18 protein-coding genes and 4 tRNA genes are annotated in these 15,343 nt (G+C 58.5%); 9 read left to right on the forward strand and 13 right to left on the reverse strand.

Annotated features, from left to right (window positions below):
• Positions 1–7: 7 nt before the first annotated feature.
• Positions 8–373: an SPOR domain-containing protein gene (locus ACDZ94_RS22205; protein ID WP_064453231.1), complete on the reverse strand. Its 366-nt coding sequence runs from the start codon at positions 371–373 to the stop codon at positions 8–10.
• 262 nt (positions 374–635) lie between these two features.
• On the opposite strand from ACDZ94_RS22205, the gene csrA reads away from it, so the two are divergent.
• The 3 genes from csrA to ACDZ94_RS22220 all read left to right on the forward strand — a co-directional run bounded on the left by csrA (position 636) and on the right by ACDZ94_RS22220 (position 1,679).
• Positions 636–830, forward strand: a complete 195-nt coding sequence (gene csrA, locus ACDZ94_RS22210) for a carbon storage regulator CsrA (RefSeq protein WP_003192511.1) — start codon at positions 636–638, stop codon at positions 828–830.
• Between the two features lie 210 nt (positions 831–1,040).
• Entirely contained in the window at positions 1,041–1,304 is a 264-nt protein-coding gene (locus ACDZ94_RS22215; RefSeq protein ID WP_432750838.1) for a hypothetical protein, read from the forward strand.
• A 93-nt stretch (positions 1,305–1,397) separates the two neighbouring features.
• Positions 1,398–1,679, forward strand: a complete 282-nt coding sequence (locus ACDZ94_RS22220) for a hypothetical protein (protein ID WP_221295247.1) — start codon at positions 1,398–1,400, stop codon at positions 1,677–1,679.
• A 33-nt stretch (positions 1,680–1,712) separates the two neighbouring features.
• Here ACDZ94_RS22220 and ACDZ94_RS22225 read toward each other — a convergent pair whose 3' ends face one another.
• Complete coding sequence (locus tag ACDZ94_RS22225) at positions 1,713–2,390, reverse strand: HAD family hydrolase (protein ID WP_064453233.1); 678 nt, start codon at positions 2,388–2,390, stop codon at positions 1,713–1,715.
• A 221-nt stretch (positions 2,391–2,611) separates the two neighbouring features.
• Here ACDZ94_RS22225 and ACDZ94_RS22230 point away from each other — a divergent pair, with 221 nt between their 5' ends.
• The 5 genes from ACDZ94_RS22230 to ACDZ94_RS22250 all read left to right on the forward strand — a co-directional run bounded on the left by ACDZ94_RS22230 (position 2,612) and on the right by ACDZ94_RS22250 (position 6,304).
• Positions 2,612–3,382, forward strand: coding sequence for an alpha/beta hydrolase (locus ACDZ94_RS22230; protein ID WP_432750839.1), 771 nt, complete (start codon positions 2,612–2,614; stop codon positions 3,380–3,382).
• Positions 3,383–3,494: 112 nt separating this feature from the next.
• Positions 3,495–3,755, forward strand: a complete 261-nt coding sequence (locus ACDZ94_RS22235; RefSeq protein ID WP_407016118.1) for a DUF2790 domain-containing protein — start codon at positions 3,495–3,497, stop codon at positions 3,753–3,755.
• Positions 3,756–3,797: 42 nt separating this feature from the next.
• A complete protein-coding gene (locus ACDZ94_RS22240) occupies positions 3,798–4,469 on the forward strand; it encodes a heavy metal response regulator transcription factor (RefSeq protein ID WP_064453235.1) in 672 nt (223 codons plus the stop codon).
• A complete protein-coding gene (locus ACDZ94_RS22245) occupies positions 4,466–5,866 on the forward strand; it encodes a heavy metal sensor histidine kinase (protein WP_432750840.1) in 1,401 nt (466 codons plus the stop codon). Before ACDZ94_RS22240 ends, ACDZ94_RS22245 begins: the two co-directional genes overlap by 4 nt.
• 213 nt (positions 5,867–6,079) lie before the next feature.
• Positions 6,080–6,304, forward strand: a complete 225-nt coding sequence (locus ACDZ94_RS22250; protein ID WP_064453237.1) for a hypothetical protein — start codon at positions 6,080–6,082, stop codon at positions 6,302–6,304.
• A 6-nt stretch (positions 6,305–6,310) separates the two neighbouring features.
• Here ACDZ94_RS22250 and pcp read toward each other — a convergent pair whose 3' ends face one another.
• The 6 genes from pcp to ACDZ94_RS22280 all read right to left on the reverse strand — a co-directional run bounded on the left by pcp (position 6,311) and on the right by ACDZ94_RS22280 (position 11,147).
• The gene (gene pcp / locus ACDZ94_RS22255; protein ID WP_064453238.1) at positions 6,311–6,952 is read right to left on the reverse strand and encodes a pyroglutamyl-peptidase I; all 642 of its coding nucleotides are present in this window, start codon (positions 6,950–6,952) and stop codon (positions 6,311–6,313) included.
• Between the two features lie 7 nt (positions 6,953–6,959).
• Positions 6,960–7,910 (reverse strand): DUF979 domain-containing protein, encoded by a 951-nt coding sequence (locus tag ACDZ94_RS22260; RefSeq protein WP_262665551.1) that lies wholly within the window; start codon positions 7,908–7,910, stop codon positions 6,960–6,962.
• Positions 7,907–8,623 carry a DUF969 domain-containing protein gene (locus ACDZ94_RS22265; protein ID WP_064454981.1) on the reverse strand — a complete coding sequence of 239 codons (717 nt, stop codon included), beginning with the start codon at positions 8,621–8,623 and terminating at the stop codon, positions 7,907–7,909. Before ACDZ94_RS22265 ends, ACDZ94_RS22260 begins: the two co-directional genes overlap by 4 nt.
• Before the next feature lie 241 nt (positions 8,624–8,864).
• Positions 8,865–9,290 (reverse strand): GNAT family N-acetyltransferase, encoded by a 426-nt coding sequence (locus tag ACDZ94_RS22270; protein ID WP_262665553.1) that lies wholly within the window; start codon positions 9,288–9,290, stop codon positions 8,865–8,867.
• A 450-nt stretch (positions 9,291–9,740) separates the two neighbouring features.
• The gene (locus ACDZ94_RS22275; protein WP_167353708.1) at positions 9,741–10,766 is read right to left on the reverse strand and encodes an acyltransferase; all 1,026 of its coding nucleotides are present in this window, start codon (positions 10,764–10,766) and stop codon (positions 9,741–9,743) included.
• A gap of 304 nt (positions 10,767–11,070) precedes the next feature.
• Positions 11,071–11,147: transfer RNA gene (locus ACDZ94_RS22280), tRNA-Val, on the reverse strand.
• A 184-nt stretch (positions 11,148–11,331) separates the two neighbouring features.
• On the opposite strand from ACDZ94_RS22280, the gene ACDZ94_RS22285 reads away from it, so the two are divergent.
• Positions 11,332–12,615, forward strand: coding sequence for an NAD(P)/FAD-dependent oxidoreductase (locus ACDZ94_RS22285; protein ID WP_064453240.1), 1,284 nt, complete (start codon positions 11,332–11,334; stop codon positions 12,613–12,615).
• A gap of 239 nt (positions 12,616–12,854) precedes the next feature.
• Here ACDZ94_RS22285 and ACDZ94_RS22290 read toward each other — a convergent pair.
• The 5 genes from ACDZ94_RS22290 to ACDZ94_RS22310 all read right to left on the reverse strand — a co-directional run bounded on the left by ACDZ94_RS22290 (position 12,855) and on the right by ACDZ94_RS22310 (position 15,338).
• Positions 12,855–12,931: transfer RNA gene (locus ACDZ94_RS22290), tRNA-Asp, on the reverse strand.
• Between the two features lie 104 nt (positions 12,932–13,035).
• Positions 13,036–13,112: transfer RNA gene (locus ACDZ94_RS22295), tRNA-Asp, on the reverse strand.
• Between the two features lie 55 nt (positions 13,113–13,167).
• A tRNA-Val gene (locus ACDZ94_RS22300) sits at positions 13,168–13,243 on the reverse strand.
• Positions 13,244–13,350: 107 nt separating this feature from the next.
• Positions 13,351–14,115 carry an SDR family oxidoreductase gene (locus ACDZ94_RS22305; RefSeq protein WP_082895925.1) on the reverse strand — a complete coding sequence of 255 codons (765 nt, stop codon included), beginning with the start codon at positions 14,113–14,115 and terminating at the stop codon, positions 13,351–13,353.
• An 11-nt stretch (positions 14,116–14,126) separates the two neighbouring features.
• A complete protein-coding gene (locus ACDZ94_RS22310; protein WP_221295250.1) occupies positions 14,127–15,338 on the reverse strand; it encodes an O-succinylhomoserine sulfhydrylase in 1,212 nt (403 codons plus the stop codon).
• Between the last annotated feature and the right edge of the window lie 5 nt (positions 15,339–15,343).

The following is a 15,343-nucleotide window of genomic DNA, read 5'->3' on the forward strand; positions in this document are numbered from 1 at the left end:
CTGCCGGTCACTGCGCAGTCTTGTGCTCGATGACCTGCGACTCGGTATCATTTTTCTTGGCGCGTGCCAGCTTTTCGGTCAACAGGGCCTGCTTGGCTTCAGCTTCGGCCTTGCTGGCGAATGGGCCCAGCAATACCTCGTCCTTACCGTCTGTCTTCACGATATAAAAATTGAAACCATGTTCCAGCAGCCAGGCGGTCAAGTCGGTGAGCGCCTGCAGTTTGTGGTCTGGCGGGCCTACCCATACGTCCCACTCCTGAGCGGCAATCACCCCGGTTTGAGGCTGGCTCTCGGTCACGGCAGGCTTGGCCTTGGGGGCGTCGACCGGTTTACCTTCACCGCAACCGGCCAATGCCAACACCGCAATTGCCATCGCTACTTTACGCACTGCCCTGCTCCTTTAAGGATAAAGAGGCAACTTTATCATTCACTGTCTATTCTGGCCGTCATAAACGTTGGCTTAAACAATGCGAATGATGTACCGCAGACCTGTATGATGCCGCCATGGGAATTAATGTCGCCTCTATGCGTCCTAAAAGAGGCAGTCACAGGGAAGCGCTTAGCAGTAAGCTACACACATCCGACACGTGCCCTGTCTGAAACATGTGCCCTTAAAAGTAATCAAGGAGAAGTCCATGCTGATACTCACCCGAAAAGTTGGTGAAAGCATAAACATCGGTGATGACATTACGATCACCATCCTGGGCGTCAGCGGCCAGCAAGTACGAATCGGCATCAACGCCCCCAAGGACGTTGCCGTGCATCGCGAGGAGATTTACCAGCGCATCCAGGCCGGCCTCACGGCTCCGGACAAAAACCAGACTCCTTGACGCCCCACTCAGTAGCCAGCCTTTTCGTTCACTGTAACGGCTGGCGAAATCCCTTCAGACTGTTCGCGCTTTCTTGCGCGATCCGCGCGCTTGACACGTTCAGCGTCGCTGCAAGATGAAACTGTCTTGGCGCCTGGAACTTGTTGCTTAATTCGCAGCCGAATCTCCTGACTATTATCCTGCCATCCGAGTGCGTTCAGGAGCACGTCGATGAGGCCAACCGCAAAGCAGCCACTTGTTTCCAAGTCCTGGGGGATCGCCCTGCTGATAGGGCTGGTCTTCGTGGCGTTGGGATATGGCGTGAGGTTCGAAATTGAAGGCATCAGCGACCCCGGCAAACGTTCGTGGCTGGACCTGGCGCTCTTCTTGTCTGGCTACCTGTTCGCGTTCTGCCTTCAGCCCCTCCAAAAGGCCATTTTGCGCAAATTGTGCCAACGCGCCGCGCAACGTCTCCCGCAGAAAGCCGCACGATGAGGGCCGGTAATCCGCTATCGGATCGCCGGTATTTACAGCCTTGCAGCAGGATCTATGCTTGGCTTGCACGGTCAGTCAAAGGCGTTAAAGCAGATGGACAGCCTCAGCAAATGCCAAATCGAATCGGCACTGGCAGCGCGCCTGCCCAGCTACAAGATCACGTGTACGTTGCACGCTGACGGCACCCTTTCTGCCATCCTCAGTGGCCCGGAAACCGACCATTTCGCGATTACCGGAATCGTGCGGGCGAATTATCGCGGTGCCGAAGCGATTGCCCGGCTTGCCAATGAAATCCTCAGAGAAATGGTGATGTCCCGCCAGGGAATGAGAAGCAGCCGGCTACAGGCGCCGCCTGATCACATCCCTCGCGAATAAGGCCGAGACCGGTAACGGCTCGGCTTTTTCATTTCAGCCCGCCAGACCCTGCAAACTCAGCAGGCCCTCACCGTCGCGCCGGACCTGCAACTGCTCATAGTCGTGGATGGTGGCATGCGCGGTGGCCATGGGCGTCAGGTGAGTAGAGGTCACCACCATTACATCCGCACCGGCCGCCTCCCCGGCTCGAATACCCACGCTCGCATCCTCGAACACCAGGCACTCCCGCACCGGCACCCCCAAACGCTGCGCCCCCAGCACATAACAGGCGGGGTCAGGCTTACCGCTGACAACATCTTCAGCCGTCACCAACACTGCCGGCGGTGCAATGCCCGCAGCAGTCAGGCGGCGCAACGCCAGTTCCCTGGGTGCAGAGGTGACCAGCGCCCATTGATCGCCAGGGAGGCCGTTCAGAAACTCGACAGCGCCGCAAATCGCCACGACCCCCTCGACATCGTTGATTTCCGCTTCGGTGATCCACTGCGCTTCAACTTCAGGGTCCACACCTGGCAATGCTTGACGGGTGATGGTGTCAATAGCGCGTGCGCCATGGATGGTGGTCAGGAAGGCCGCCACATCCAGCCCGTGGCGCTCAGCCCAAGTGCTCCATACACGCTCGGCGGCCGCAATAGAGTTGAGCAGGGTCCCATCCATATCGAACAGAAAGGCGCGGTAACGTTGGGCAAATACGGCTGAACCTCGGACGGACACGGCGTGGATTCCTCTTGGGCATTAACAAATAATCGACCCGATGCAATCTACGGATCACCTCCTCGCTTGTAAACGCCAGCGCCGCGCTGCTAACCAAGCGATTGCATTACAGGTTTGTCATCAACCTGTAAGTCTTGTCAGCACCCTCACTTCCTACAGTGGCGTCGTCAGTCACCCACATCGGGTGGCACAACTTCCCACTGAAGATGAAGGGCCGCACGATGAAACCTGCAAGCAAACTCTGCCTGATTGCCGCCAGCCTGTTGATGCTGGGTACCGGCACCGCCATGGCCGGCACCGTCGCACCGGTCAAAGCCGACAACGTGGTGCTGGTGCACGGTTCCTGGGCTGACGGCTCAAGCTGGTCAGAAGTCATCACCCGCCTCCAGGCCGCCGGCCTGCACGTGACCGCCGTACAGAACCCGCTGACATCGGTTGTCGATGACGTCGCCGCGACCAATCGCGTGCTGTACCAACAGGACGGCCCTACCGTGCTGGTCGGCCATTCCTACGCCGGTACCGTGGTCAGCGACGCCGGGGCGAACCCGAAAGTCAGCGCCCTGGTGTATGTGGCAGCCCGTGCACCGGACGCCAACGAAGACTTCGTCGCCCTTGCTGCCAAGTACCCGAGCATGCCCGTGCGAGCCGGTGTTGTTGAGCACGACGGCTACCTCATCCTGAACCAGGACGCCTTCCTGAAGTACTTCGCCGCCGATGTACCGCACGCCAAGGCGCTGCAGCTGTACGCGGTACAACAACCGATTGCCAAGACCCTTTTCAGCGGCCGCACCGTCAATGCGGCCTGGCACACCAAGCCGTCCTGGTACGCCGTGTCGAGCAATGACCAGACCATCAACCCGGACCTGGAGCGATTTCTCGCCAAGCGCATGAACGCCACCACCATCGAGCTGCCGTCGAGCCACTTGTCGCTGGTGTCCCACGCCAAGGAAATCACTGACCTGATCCTCGAAGCGTCCGGCCGTCAGCCTTAAACCGTTCATTACGAACTTGTCATGATCCTGTTGGTTGGCTGTTTGAGGTGCCTGGTTACTGTGAACTCACTGCCAGGAGCTGGCAGCCAACCCTTTAAAGAGAGAGACCACCATGAAACTGTTTATCCTCGGCTTCAGCGCCTTACTTGCCACCGGCTCAGCGTTCGCAGCCGACACAACCCCCGCCACCAACGTGATCCACGACAAGACCGGCTTCTTCGTGCACCTGGATGTCGACAAAGTCCTGTCGAGCACCGACACCTACGGCCAGTGCGGTATCGTCCCCGCCCGCCTCGATTACCTGGACCATCAGGGTCGCGAGCATGTGCTGGACTATCAGGTTCAGGGCATTGGCTGCGCCAGTGACAATTGATCGGGCTACACTTGCGCAACGCTTAGAACCAGGGCACTTCCCATGAACATCCTCGTAGTCGAAGACGAACCCAAGGCCGGCAATTACCTGCTCAATGGCCTGCAGGAACTGGGTTACTCGGTGAGCCTCGCCCGTGACGGCGTGGACGGGTTGCACCTGGCGCTGGAAACGCCATTCGACGTGATCGTGCTGGACGTGATGATGCCAAAAATGGACGGCTGGGAAGTGCTGCGGCGCCTGCGCAAGGAGGCTGACACGCCGGTACTGTTCCTGACTGCCCGCGATGACATTGCCGACCGTATCAAGGGCCTGGAACTGGGTGCTGATGACTACCTGATCAAACCCTTCTCCTTCGCCGAGTTGGTCGCGCGTTTACGCACCCTGACCCGCCGCGGCCCGAGTCGCGAAGAAGAGCAACTGCACATTGCCGACCTGCAAATCGATGTACTGAAACGCCGGGTCACCCGTGCGGGTACACGCATTACCCTGACCAACAAGGAATTCGCCCTGCTGCACCTGTTCGCCACCCACCAGGATCAGGTGTTGTCACGCTCGATGATTGCCTCGCGGGTCTGGGACATGAATTTCGACAGCGACACCAATGTGGTCGACGTCGCCGTACGACGCCTGCGTCTGAAAATCGATGACCCATTCCAGCTCAAGTTAATTCACAGCGTGCGGGGCATCGGCTACCGCTTCGATATACAGCCATGAACCGCCGCCGGCACTACTCGCTGACTCTGCGCCTGGCGCTGATCTTCGCTCTGCTCGCCTTCGCCCTGCTGGCCACCCTGGGCGTTGCGCTGTATCGCGAACTTGAGCGTGAACTGATCAAACGTGACGATGCTGCCCTGATCTATCGCGCCGACCAGTTACGCAACCTGCTCAACGACAGCAATACCCTGGACCTGATCAAGACCAAGCCAGAGCTGTTCAAGAACATGCTGGGCAACAGCGAGTCGGTGCTGAGCATCGCGGCGCCGGGGCAAAAGCCGTTGCTGTTGGTCAACCCAGGCAACATTGAAATGCCGTCCGTGCCCCCCGTACCAAAAGACCACGAGCTGGGCTTTTCCGACGTGCACCATTTGCCCGGTGTAAATGGCGTGCCTTTCGCCACCGTGGCCGCATCCATCGACTCCGGTGACCTGGGCAGCCTGCAAGTCACCACCGGGCGCCTGATGACTGAACGCACCGCCATGCTCGCCAGCTATCGCCTGAGTGTGTTTATCCTGGCAACCGTTGCGGCAATCATCCTCGCATTGGTGGGGTACCTGCTGGTGCACCGCGGGCTTTTGCCGTTGCGGCGCCTGGCCAAACACGCCCAAGGCATCGGCGTGGGCAACCTGGCTGAACGACTCGACAGCCACGGTGCGCCGAAAGAACTGCTGCCGATGATCGACGCCTTCAACACCATGCTCGAGCGACTGGCCAAAGGCTTCGTGCAGCTGGGCCAGGTGTCCACCGACATGGCCCACGAACTGCGTACGCCGATCAACAATCTGCTGGGCGAAACGCAAGTCGCCCTGCAACAGAGCCGCAGCATCGAAAGCTACCAGCAACTGCTGGCCTCCAATGTCGAAGAGCTCGAACGCCTGGCGCGGATGCTCGACAACATGCTGTTCCTCGCCCGCACCGACCCGGCCAGCGCCCTGCGCCAGCGCCAGGAGCTGAGTGCGGCGGAGGAAGTGGAGCGTATGGCTGACTACTTCGAAGGGTTGGCGAGCGACGTGGATATCAGCATTCTCGCCGAGGGTGACGGTGTGATCTGGGCTGAACCGATGTTATTGCGTCGTGCACTGGCCAATCTGTGTGCAAACGCTATCAAGTACGGCGCCCCCCGTTCAGAACTTTTGATTCAGGCGGTTCCAGATGCCGATGGCATCAACCTGCGGGTCAGCAATCGGGGTGAAAACATACCCGCCGAGCATTTGCCGCGCCTGTTCGAACGGTTTTACCGAGTGGATGAGTCGCGGGAACGCTCGGCCCAGTCCAACGGGTTGGGGCTATCGATTGTCGCAACGATCATGCTGCTGCATAACGGTCGCTACAGCGTTACCAGTGAGGCAGGGGTGACGTGTTTTGAGTTGTTCTTTCCACGGCGGGAAGCCTGACCTCCCAGGCGAGAACCTTGGTGGTATTTTGCAAAGGTTTGTCGCTCACGGTCGGCCCGAACTGGTACTAATCTTCGTTCCCAAGCGCTCTCTCACTTCAACCAAAAAAGGTGTCACGCTTTGGAGAAAAAACAATATCGGCTAGGTTGGGCGAACACACTGAACATCCCGGCTCAAGGTAGAGCCGGTGGAGGCAATGACGGAGGTTCGGGCATGGAAAAACGCTTGGGTTTACTGGAAAAAGGGCTGGCTGAAATGAAAGAGAAGCTATTCGCCGTTTCGAGCAGGGCAGACTCCATGGAAAAGCACTTCGCCACCAAGGCGGACCTGGCGACCACAGAGCTGAATCTCATCAAATGGTACGTCGCTACCGCGTTCGCAATGACCGGGCTCGCGTGCGCCATTACCGTCGGCCTGACCCGACTGTTGAACGGCTAAGGCAGATCAACTGATCTGCCCACCGGTTTGCACCCAATCAACCTGAGTGTTCCATGCCGCACGTACGGCTACGCGCAGCCCCTCGACTGTCGTCACTAACGGCATCGAAGCCTGCCCACTGCCTGCGACTTGCTCCGGCAGGTTCGGTACATGAATAAACCCGCTGCGAACGTCCGTACCGACCAGCGCGTGCTGCAGCAGGTAAAACACCTGATTACACACAAATGTGCCCGCCGTCTGCGAAACCGACGCCGCAATCCCAGCCTCGCGCATCGCCTTGACCATAGCCTTGATCGGCAGCGTGCTGAAGTAGGCGGCCGGCCCGTCGACCACGACCTCCGTATCGATAGGTTGCTCACCCAGGTTGTCGGGGATGCGCGCGTCGTTAACGTTGATCGCGACTCGCTCCACGGAGATATCACTACGCCCAGGCCCGAGACCCGTGGCAATCACCATCGCCGGGCGCAATTCGGCGATTAGCCCAGCCAGGCACTGCCCCACCGTGGCAAACGCACAAGGCAGCAGACGCGCAACAATCTGCACACCCTCGCCCAGTTGCACGCCATCCAACTGGCGCACCGCCTCCCAGGCCGGGTTGACCGGGTCTTGATCAAAGGGCTCGAAGCCCGTCAGCAGTAAAGTTTGCATCTTGGCCTCACATCAACAGGTAGAGCAGGACAATATTGACGACCAGCATCATTAAGGCGGTCGGCAGTTGCGCCTTGATCACTGCGTTCTTGTCCGGCAACTCCAGCAACGCCGCCGGCACGATATTGAAGTTGGCCGCCATAGGCGTCATCAGCGTACCGCAATAGCCGGAGAACATACCGATCGCCGCCATCACCGCCGGGTTACCGCCATAGATACCCACCAGTACCGGCACGCCAACACCGCCTGTCATGACCGGGAAAGCCGCAAAGCCATTGCCCATGATCACGGTGAACAGGGCCATGCCCAGTACATACACCATCACCGCAACCAGTTTGAAATCCAGGTTGATGTAGGTGGTAGTCACATGCGCAACCGCCGTGCCGACCCCGGCCTCATTGAATAAAAGCCCGAGCATCGCCAGCATCTGCGGGAGCACCATGGCCCAGCCCAAGGCTTCGGTCAGGCGCCGGGATTCGCGCAAGGCTTGCACAGGCGTATCGCGGGTCAACCAGCAGGCCAGGCCGAGGGCGATCAGGCAACCGACACCGAGGGATACAAAGGTGGTGTTTTTCGGGTCCAGCAGTGGCACGCCACCGATTTCGGTGTGCTTGAGCAACACCGAACCAATCACGGTAGTCAGGGGAATGGCCAACGCCGGGATAAACAGCTTGTGGCCCAGTCGACCAGCACTGGCACGGGCAGACTTGTCATGCAACTGGGCATGTGCGCCTCGACCGACGCCGCCAAAACCTGCGATCAACGCCATCACTACGACGCCAATGCCAATGAGTATCGGCGGCAAGTGCTCCCCGACCAGGAATGGTATAGCGAACAGCAGCCAAAATGCGGCGCTGGACCAGCGCTTGGGGTGGGTTCGATCCATCAGGATCATGCCTGCGGTAATCAGCAACAAAATGCCGGCAAGCCAGTACAGGTATTCAATCGAGATGATCATTGCGCGGCCTCCACGGGCGTGACGGCGGGCGTCATCTCGCGGGTGAGTCTTCGGTCAAACCGATGCAGGCGAATCGCGTGGATGATAAAGGCACAAATCGCTGTCGGGATGCCCCACACCGCAATGTGCAACGGCTCCACATCTATGCCCGAACCCAGCAGGAAGGTATGCATCAGCGCAATCGCACCGAAGGCGACAAAGATGTCTTCACCGAAAAACAGCCCGACGTTATCGGTTGCCGCACACATGGCCAGTACCTTGTGACGCAGCGTGTCCGGCAGCTTGCCATAGCGCTTTTCGGCGGCGCCCTCGGCCATCGGCGCCAACAGCGGCCGCACCATTTGGGGATGCCCACCCAGGCTGGTGAGCCCCATCGCCGCCGTGGACTCGCGTACAAACAGATAGATGATCAACAAACGCCCGACGGTGGCGCGTTCAAAGCGAGCGATCCAGTTCTGCGCGTGCAGGCGCAAACCATGGCGCTCCAACAGGCCAATGACTGCCAGGGGCAATAACAAGATCAGTTGCAGGGCGCGCGTTTGAAGAAAACCTTCGCCCATGCTGGCGAGGATTCTGTCCAACGGAAAGTGGGCGGCAAGCCCTGTGGCGATGGAGGCGGCGGTGACTACTAACAGTGGATTGAAGCGCAAGACGAAGCCAACCACGATGACAAGTACGCCGATCAACGGCCATAGGTTCACAACAGTTTGCATGACGATGAGGTCCTTGAATGCGCGCTGCGGCGCCATTACAGCAGGATGTGAACAAAGGGTTCACAGCATGAAAGTAGCGTGCAGCCCGGCGCGGTTTTTATTGTTGACCTGGAAGGTCGAGCGTCAGTGGCGGCAACTGTGCTGCTTGGGGGCGGGGGGTGTCCAACAAGAAAAATTGTTGCTGCAAACCAATAAATTTTGTGGGTGATTGGCGCCAGATGATCCGGCGCCGTGCAGGGATTTAGCGCAGGCGTTTTTGAAAAAAGTGCCGTTGATGACCCGGCGGATAATCAGCGATATGACCAAACTCACTGAAGCCCAGCTTGCGATAAAAGTCCGGCGCCTGGAAGCTGAAGGTGTCCAGCCAGATCCCGGCACATCCGCGTTCACGCGCCAGATCTTCAGCGGCGCCCATCAAACGCGTGCCGGTTCCTTGAGTACGCATCTGGTCCGGAATGCTCAAGAGTTCAACGAACAACCATCCGTAGGAAATCTTCCCATATAGACCGCCCACCACCTCTTGAGAAGTGGGATCACGTAGCAAAATGCCGACGGTTTCAAATGCCATTGCACCGGTATGGCTGAGGTTATACGCCCTCAGCGGTTTGAGGATGGCCTCACGCTCCTGCGCCGTCACGTCGAACGACACTTCCATTGCCAATTCCATCGTTTGCTCCCTGGGCTGAATTCAATCATCCGTCAGTATGCAGGGTCACTGCGGCTTGCGCAGCACCTCACAATCGGTGCAGATTGACTACAGGCCTCTTAATGCTGCGGCCCCACAGGCAATGCCTCCAGCGCTGCGGCACCCATTTGAAAGCGCGGTATTGATCCACGCAGATCGGTTCGACAGCGAAATCCTGTTCCAGACCTATACTCAATAACGCGGTCACGCGTTGCGCGCACCGCTCACGGTACTTTGCCAACGAAGAGGGAGCCACTATGTACGCCGGACAAATAGGTATGGCGACAACGAATGGTGAAATACGGTGCCAGTTGGTTGTTCAAATCATCTGCCTGTTATCGGTCGCTACCCTGTTCTGCTGATCAGTCAGTAACAGCCGCCTTCCACATCTGCCGCTGGAGCCCATGCGGCGGACATCTTCGCGCCCGACACTTAAATAATATGCCTGAAGGGCTTGAACTGGCGCGCAATAAATATAGGTGCCAGCGTCATGATGAAGATAGCGAAAACCAGCGCAGGAATAACCCAGAGCATCGAATGGCCTTCAATGAAGGGGCCATAAACGATACTCAGCCTGTTCATCACAAAGATATGTAAGCAGTACACGCCCAGGGTAGAGCCTGCCAGCACATTTAATGTTTTAGCGTATCTGGACAGTCGCGTCCCTAGCCCCATCAATAGCCGAAACCCGAAAACAGCCCCCGCCACGACAAAAGGCGAAAGGTAAGAAAAAAACAGTTGATTGGGCGTGCCGTCTCGCAGAGATAACCAATAGGTCGCCAACGCGGTGCACACGGCGCTCGTGATAAAACCTGCGGCATCCGCCAGAAGCGATTGCTTCACCTGCGTTTTGATCCGATCAAACACATAAGCGCCAAGAAACACAAACCCACTTAACCCGACAAACGATGAAAGACCGTACACAGAGGCTACGTCACCCATCCCCGGATAAAAGTAAGCGACTAAGGGAATCACGCAGGCAACGACGAACCAAATAGAGAGGTAGGTGATCTTCTCCGCGTCTGTGGAATGTCGATAAATCTTCGACATGAATGGAATAAACAGATAAATCCCCACCAAGGCATACAGGTACCACAGGTGAAAATAAGCAGGCCCCTTGAGCACGGAAAACAATGAGGCACTTAACCCACTGTAATCACCACTCAACCTGGCCTTCCACAGCACGTAGAACACCGACCAAAATATAAGTGGCGGGAAGATGCGTAAAAATCGCTTGGTGTAAAACTGCGTCACCCCTTCTTCCCTGCCCAGCAACAGTGCACCCGACAACATCAAGAAGAGTGGAACACACGCCCGAACAAGTGAGTCATACGCATTAAAATAAACCCAGTCATGACTAAATTCGGCAACGCCCGTTGCGGACACATGAAGAACAACGACCATTAAGCAAGCGATGATTCGTGTGAAATCCAATCCAACACTAAGGTCTTTTCTCATTGTTCCCTTCGAGCCCCTATCACGCGACATTCGAGTTTTATTTTATCTCGCAGCCTTTTCCTTAGGCTGACTTCACCAAAACATTCGTTATAACAGTAGCGTGAAAAGCGCCCGTACGGGTATAGGCTATTTTGTCGATCCCTCATAACACCTGCGCTGATTGCCCTCATGCCGGCTTGAATCCAACGCTATTCAGCACTGCACGAAGGCGCTCAAATTGGATGCCTAGTCAAATCGAGGACAACAAAAAAGGGCCCACCTTTCGGTGAGCCCTTCTAGACCGCCCAGCAGAGCGGATTTTGTTTGGTAGGCGCGATTGGACTCGAACCAACGACCCCCACCATGTCAAGGTGGTGCTCTAACCAACTGAGCTACGTGCCTGCTGTGAGGCGGCATTCTACGGAATTCCGAAGGGGTGTCAACATCTTTTTTGCAGCTAACCCTATGAATATGCGAATTATTTATTCGCGCAGGGCAGACCCGAGGTTTTCGGGTGGCTGGCAGGCAATTTTCAACTCAGGTAGGATCGGCGCACTCGTAAAAAATATAAAACAGAGGTTCCAGGATGGCGAACACCCCCTACCCCCAGTCATATTACGCCGCATCCGCGAATGCGGTTCCGCCGCGCCCGGTACTGCAAGGTGAAGTCGAAACCGATGTGTGCGTGATTGGCGCTGGCTACACCGGCCTTTCAAGCGCGCTGTTTCTGCTGGAGAGCGGTTTTCGCGTCACCGTGCTGGAAGCCGCCAAAGTGGGGTTTGGCGCCTCGGGCCGTAATGGCGGGCAGATCGTCAACAGCTATAGCCGCGACATCGACGTGATCGAACGCAGCGTCGGCCCCAAGCAGGCGCAACTGCTCGGGCAGATGGCGTTTGAAGGCGGCAGGATCATTCGTGAACGCGTGGCAAAGTACCAAATCCAGTGCGACTTGAAGGACGGCGGCGTGTTCGCTGCACTCAACAGCAAGCACATGGGTCATCTGGAGTCGCAGCAACGACTGTGGGAGCGCTACGGCCATACGCAGCTGGAGTTACTGGACGAGCGCCGTATCCGCGAAGTGGTTGCCTGTGACAACTATGTCGGCGGCCTGCTGGACATGAGTGGCGGACACATTCATCCGCTCAACCTCGCGCTGGGCGAGGCGGCGGCTGTGGAGTCGCTGGGCGGCACAATCTACGAGCAATCGGCGGCAGTGCGCATCGAGCGCGGCGCCAACCCAGTGGTGCACACCGCCGAGGGCAAGGTCAGGGCCAAGTTCATCATCGTCGCGGGCAACGCCTACCTCGGGAACCTGGTGCCGGAGCTGGCGGCCAAATCGATGCCATGCGGCACACAGGTCATCACCACCGCACCGCTGGGCGATGAGCTGGCCAGGACGTTGCTGCCGCAGGATTACTGCGTCGAGGACTGCAACTACCTGCTCGACTACTACCGCCTTACCAGCGACAAGCGCCTGATCTTCGGCGGCGGCGTGGTGTATGGCGCGCGTGACCCGGCAAACATCGAAGCAATCATCCGCCCGAAGATGCTCAAAGCCTTCCCGCAGCTCAAGGATGTGAAAATCGACTACGCCTGGACCGGTAATTTCCTGCTGACCCTGTCGCGCCTGCCGCAGGTTGGTCGCCTGGGCGACAACATCTATTACTCCCAAGGCTGCAGTGGCCACGGCGTGACGTACACGCACCTGGCTGGCAAGGTGCTGGCAGAAGCGTTGAGAGGCCAGGCAGAGCGTTTTGATGCGTTTGCCGACCTGCCGCACTACCCGTTCCCGGGTGGGCAACTGTTGCGCACGCCGTTTGCGGCGCTGGGCGCGTGGTACTACGGGCTGCGGGATAAGTTGGGGTTCTGAGCCTACCTGATTGTGGGAGCGGGCTTGCTCGCGAAGGCGGTGTGTCAGCCACTGAATATGTAGCTGACAAACCGTATTCGCGAGCAAGCCCACTCCCACATTTCTGACCGAGGAACAGCCGGAGCCAAATTGCAGACACAAAAAACCCCGGTCTTTCGACCAGGGTCTTTGCTATCGGATCAAAGAAGCTTAACGCTTGCTTTGTGCTCCAAGGCGTTCAGTGGGCCTTGAGGCAGATATGGCGCAGCGGACGGGACTCGAACCCGCGACCCCCGGCGTGACAGGCCGGTATTCTAACCGACTGAACTACCGCTGCGTATCGCTTGACCGGCTGCGCGTAAACGCTCAACCGTCTTTAAACATCTGATCGTTCAGCCTTGGCTGTTCGATCTCAAGCCCGACAAGTCGAACCTGGAAATATGGCGCAGCGGACGGGACTCGAACCCGCGACCCCCGGCGTGACAGGCCGGTATTCTAACCGACTGAACTACCGCTGCGCGTCGGTGCAACCTTTAACGTTGCGTCTTGCCCTGAAGCAAAACTCTCAAGAAGTGGTGGGTGATGACGGGATCGAACCGCCGACCCTCTGCTTGTAAGGCAGATGCTCTCCCAGCTGAGCTAATCACCCTTTGCTTCGTTGAGGCCGCGAAATTTACGCAGGTAGCGGACCTAAGTCAATAGCCCGCTTGAAGTTTTTCTGAAAAAGACAAAATTGCTTCAAGACGGCTACCGGTCCTACTCGCTGTAAATCATCTTCTTGCTCATGCCACCGTCCACCACAAACTCCTGCCCGGTGACAAACCCCGCCTGACGCGACAGCAACCACGCCACCATCGCCGCCACGTCTTCAACCGTACCCACCCTGCCCGCCGGATGCTGGGCGTGATCGGCATCGGTCAATGGCTCGGCACGCCGAGCAGCAGGATCACGCGCATCGATCCAACCAGGGCTCACGGCGTTAACCCGCACCTCTGGCCCCAGACTCATGGCCAAGGCGTGAGTCAGGGCCAGCAGGCCGCCCTTGCTCGCCGCGTAGGCTTCGGTGTCGGGCTCCGACTGGCGGGCGCGGGTCGACGCCAGGTTGACGATGGCACCGCCGTGGGCACGCAGATACGGCGCACAGTGCTTGGCCAACAGCATCGGCCCACTGAGGTTCACCGCCAGTACCCGGTTCCAGTAAGCCAGGTCAAGGCTCTCCAGGGTGATATTGCGCGGGTCGGCCACTGCCGCGTTGCACACCAACGCATCCAGGCGCCCGAACTGGCCCAGCACTTCGGCGACGCCCTGGGCGACTTGTTTCTCATCCGCCACGTCCATGGTAATAAACCAGGCATTGTCACCCAGCACCTTGGACACCTTGGAACCGCGCTCGCGGTCAAGGTCTGTCAACACCACTTGCCAGCCTTCACTGATCAGCCACGCGGCGATACCGAGGCCAATGCCGCGCGCCGCGCCCGTCACCAGTGCAACGCGGCCGTTACCGGTCGCTGCAGCGTCCATGGACCACTCGATCACAAGGCAGCCAGCCCGCGGGCCAGGTCAGCCTGCAAGTCAGCCACATCTTCCAGGCCCACGGCGATGCGAATCAGGCTGTCACGGATGCCCGCCGCTTCACGCTCTTGCGGGGTCAGACGACCGTGGGAAGTGGTGCCCGGGTGAGTAATAGTGGTTTTGCTGTCACCCAGGTTGGCGGTGATGGAGATCAAGCGCGTCGCATCGATAAAGCGCCAGGCGCCTTCTTTGCCACCCTTCACTTCAAAGCTCACCACACCGCCGAAACCACGCTGCTGACGCTGAGCCAACGCATGCTGCGGGTGGCTCTTGAGGCCAGCGTAATGAACCTTCTCGATACCGTCCTGCTGCTCCAGCCACTCGGCCAAAGCCTGCGCATTGGCGCAATGGGCTTTCATGCGCAGGCTGAGGGTCTCCAGACTCTTGAGGAAGATCCAGGCGTTGAACGGGCTCAGGCTCGGGCCAGCGGTACGCAAGAAGCCCACCACTTCCTTCATCTGTTCGCTGCGGCCAGCAACCACGCCGCCCATGCAACGGCCCTGGCCATCGATGAACTTGGTGGCCGAGTGCACAACGATGTCTGCGCCCAGCTTCAACGGCTGCTGCAAGGCAGGCGTGCAGAAGCAGTTATCGACCACCAGCATCGCGCCTTTAGCATGAGCTATTTCGGACAAGGCGGCTATATCCACCAACTCGGCCAGTGGGTTGGAGGGCGACTCGACGAACAACAGCTTGGTGTTGGCCTTGATTGCCGCCTCCCAGCCGGAAAGTTCGGCCAAAGGCACGTAGTCCACTTCAACACCGAAGCGCTTGAAGTACTTCTCGAACAAGCTGATGGTCGAACCGAATACGCTGCGCGACACCAGCACGTGGTCACCCGCGCTGCACAGGCTCATCACCACGGCCAGAATGGACGCCATGCCGGTTGCCGTGGCGACTGCCTGCTCAGCACCTTCCAGCGCCGCGATACGCTCTTCGAACGCTCGCACGGTCGGGTTGGTGTAGCGCGAATAAACGTTGCCCGGCACTTCACCGGCAAAACGCGCAGCGGCGTCGGCAGCAGTGCGGAACACATAGCTTGAGGTGAAGAACATCGGGTCACCGTGCTCACCTTCCGGGGTGCGGTGCTGGCCGGCGCGCACAGCCAGGGTATCGAAAGCTACGCCATCGAGGTCGCTGTCCAACCGACCGGCATCCCATTCCTGACTCATGCTGC

Origin of the sequence: Pseudomonas sp. UBT (genome assembly GCF_050915955.1) — a bacterium.
In the GTDB taxonomy this organism is placed as follows: Bacteria; Pseudomonadota; Gammaproteobacteria; order Pseudomonadales; family Pseudomonadaceae; genus Aquipseudomonas; species Aquipseudomonas antarctica_A.

What these genes read in the sequence shown, in the direction of transcription:
- ACDZ94_RS22285 (WP_064453240.1), top strand. Translation starts at nt 11,332, where the DNA reads ATGGCGAACACCCCCTACCCCCAGTCATATTACGCCGCATCCGCGAAT.
- csrA (WP_003192511.1), top strand. Translation starts at nt 636, where the DNA reads ATGCTGATACTCACCCGAAAAGTTGGTGAAAGCATAAACATCGGTGAT.
- ACDZ94_RS22245 (WP_432750840.1), top strand. Translation starts at nt 4,466, where the DNA reads ATGAACCGCCGCCGGCACTACTCGCTGACTCTGCGCCTGGCGCTGATC.
- pcp (WP_064453238.1), bottom strand. Translation starts at nt 6,952, where the DNA reads ATGCAAACTTTACTGCTGACGGGCTTCGAGCCCTTTGATCAAGACCCG.
- ACDZ94_RS22275 (WP_167353708.1), bottom strand. Translation starts at nt 10,766, where the DNA reads ATGAGAAAAGACCTTAGTGTTGGATTGGATTTCACACGAATCATCGCT.
- ACDZ94_RS22230 (WP_432750839.1), top strand. Translation starts at nt 2,612, where the DNA reads ATGAAACCTGCAAGCAAACTCTGCCTGATTGCCGCCAGCCTGTTGATG.
- ACDZ94_RS22310 (WP_221295250.1), bottom strand. Translation starts at nt 15,338, where the DNA reads ATGAGTCAGGAATGGGATGCCGGTCGGTTGGACAGCGACCTCGATGGC.
- ACDZ94_RS22305 (WP_082895925.1), bottom strand. Translation starts at nt 14,115, where the DNA reads ATGGACGCTGCAGCGACCGGTAACGGCCGCGTTGCACTGGTGACGGGC.
- ACDZ94_RS22235 (WP_407016118.1), top strand. Translation starts at nt 3,495, where the DNA reads ATGAAACTGTTTATCCTCGGCTTCAGCGCCTTACTTGCCACCGGCTCA.
- ACDZ94_RS22205 (WP_064453231.1), bottom strand. Translation starts at nt 373, where the DNA reads ATGGCAATTGCGGTGTTGGCATTGGCCGGTTGCGGTGAAGGTAAACCG.
- ACDZ94_RS22265 (WP_064454981.1), bottom strand. Translation starts at nt 8,623, where the DNA reads ATGCAAACTGTTGTGAACCTATGGCCGTTGATCGGCGTACTTGTCATC.
- ACDZ94_RS22270 (WP_262665553.1), bottom strand. Translation starts at nt 9,290, where the DNA reads ATGGAATTGGCAATGGAAGTGTCGTTCGACGTGACGGCGCAGGAGCGT.
- ACDZ94_RS22220 (WP_221295247.1), top strand. Translation starts at nt 1,398, where the DNA reads ATGGACAGCCTCAGCAAATGCCAAATCGAATCGGCACTGGCAGCGCGC.
- ACDZ94_RS22215 (WP_432750838.1), top strand. Translation starts at nt 1,041, where the DNA reads ATGAGGCCAACCGCAAAGCAGCCACTTGTTTCCAAGTCCTGGGGGATC.
- ACDZ94_RS22250 (WP_064453237.1), top strand. Translation starts at nt 6,080, where the DNA reads ATGGAAAAACGCTTGGGTTTACTGGAAAAAGGGCTGGCTGAAATGAAA.
- ACDZ94_RS22240 (WP_064453235.1), top strand. Translation starts at nt 3,798, where the DNA reads ATGAACATCCTCGTAGTCGAAGACGAACCCAAGGCCGGCAATTACCTG.
- ACDZ94_RS22260 (WP_262665551.1), bottom strand. Translation starts at nt 7,910, where the DNA reads ATGATCATCTCGATTGAATACCTGTACTGGCTTGCCGGCATTTTGTTG.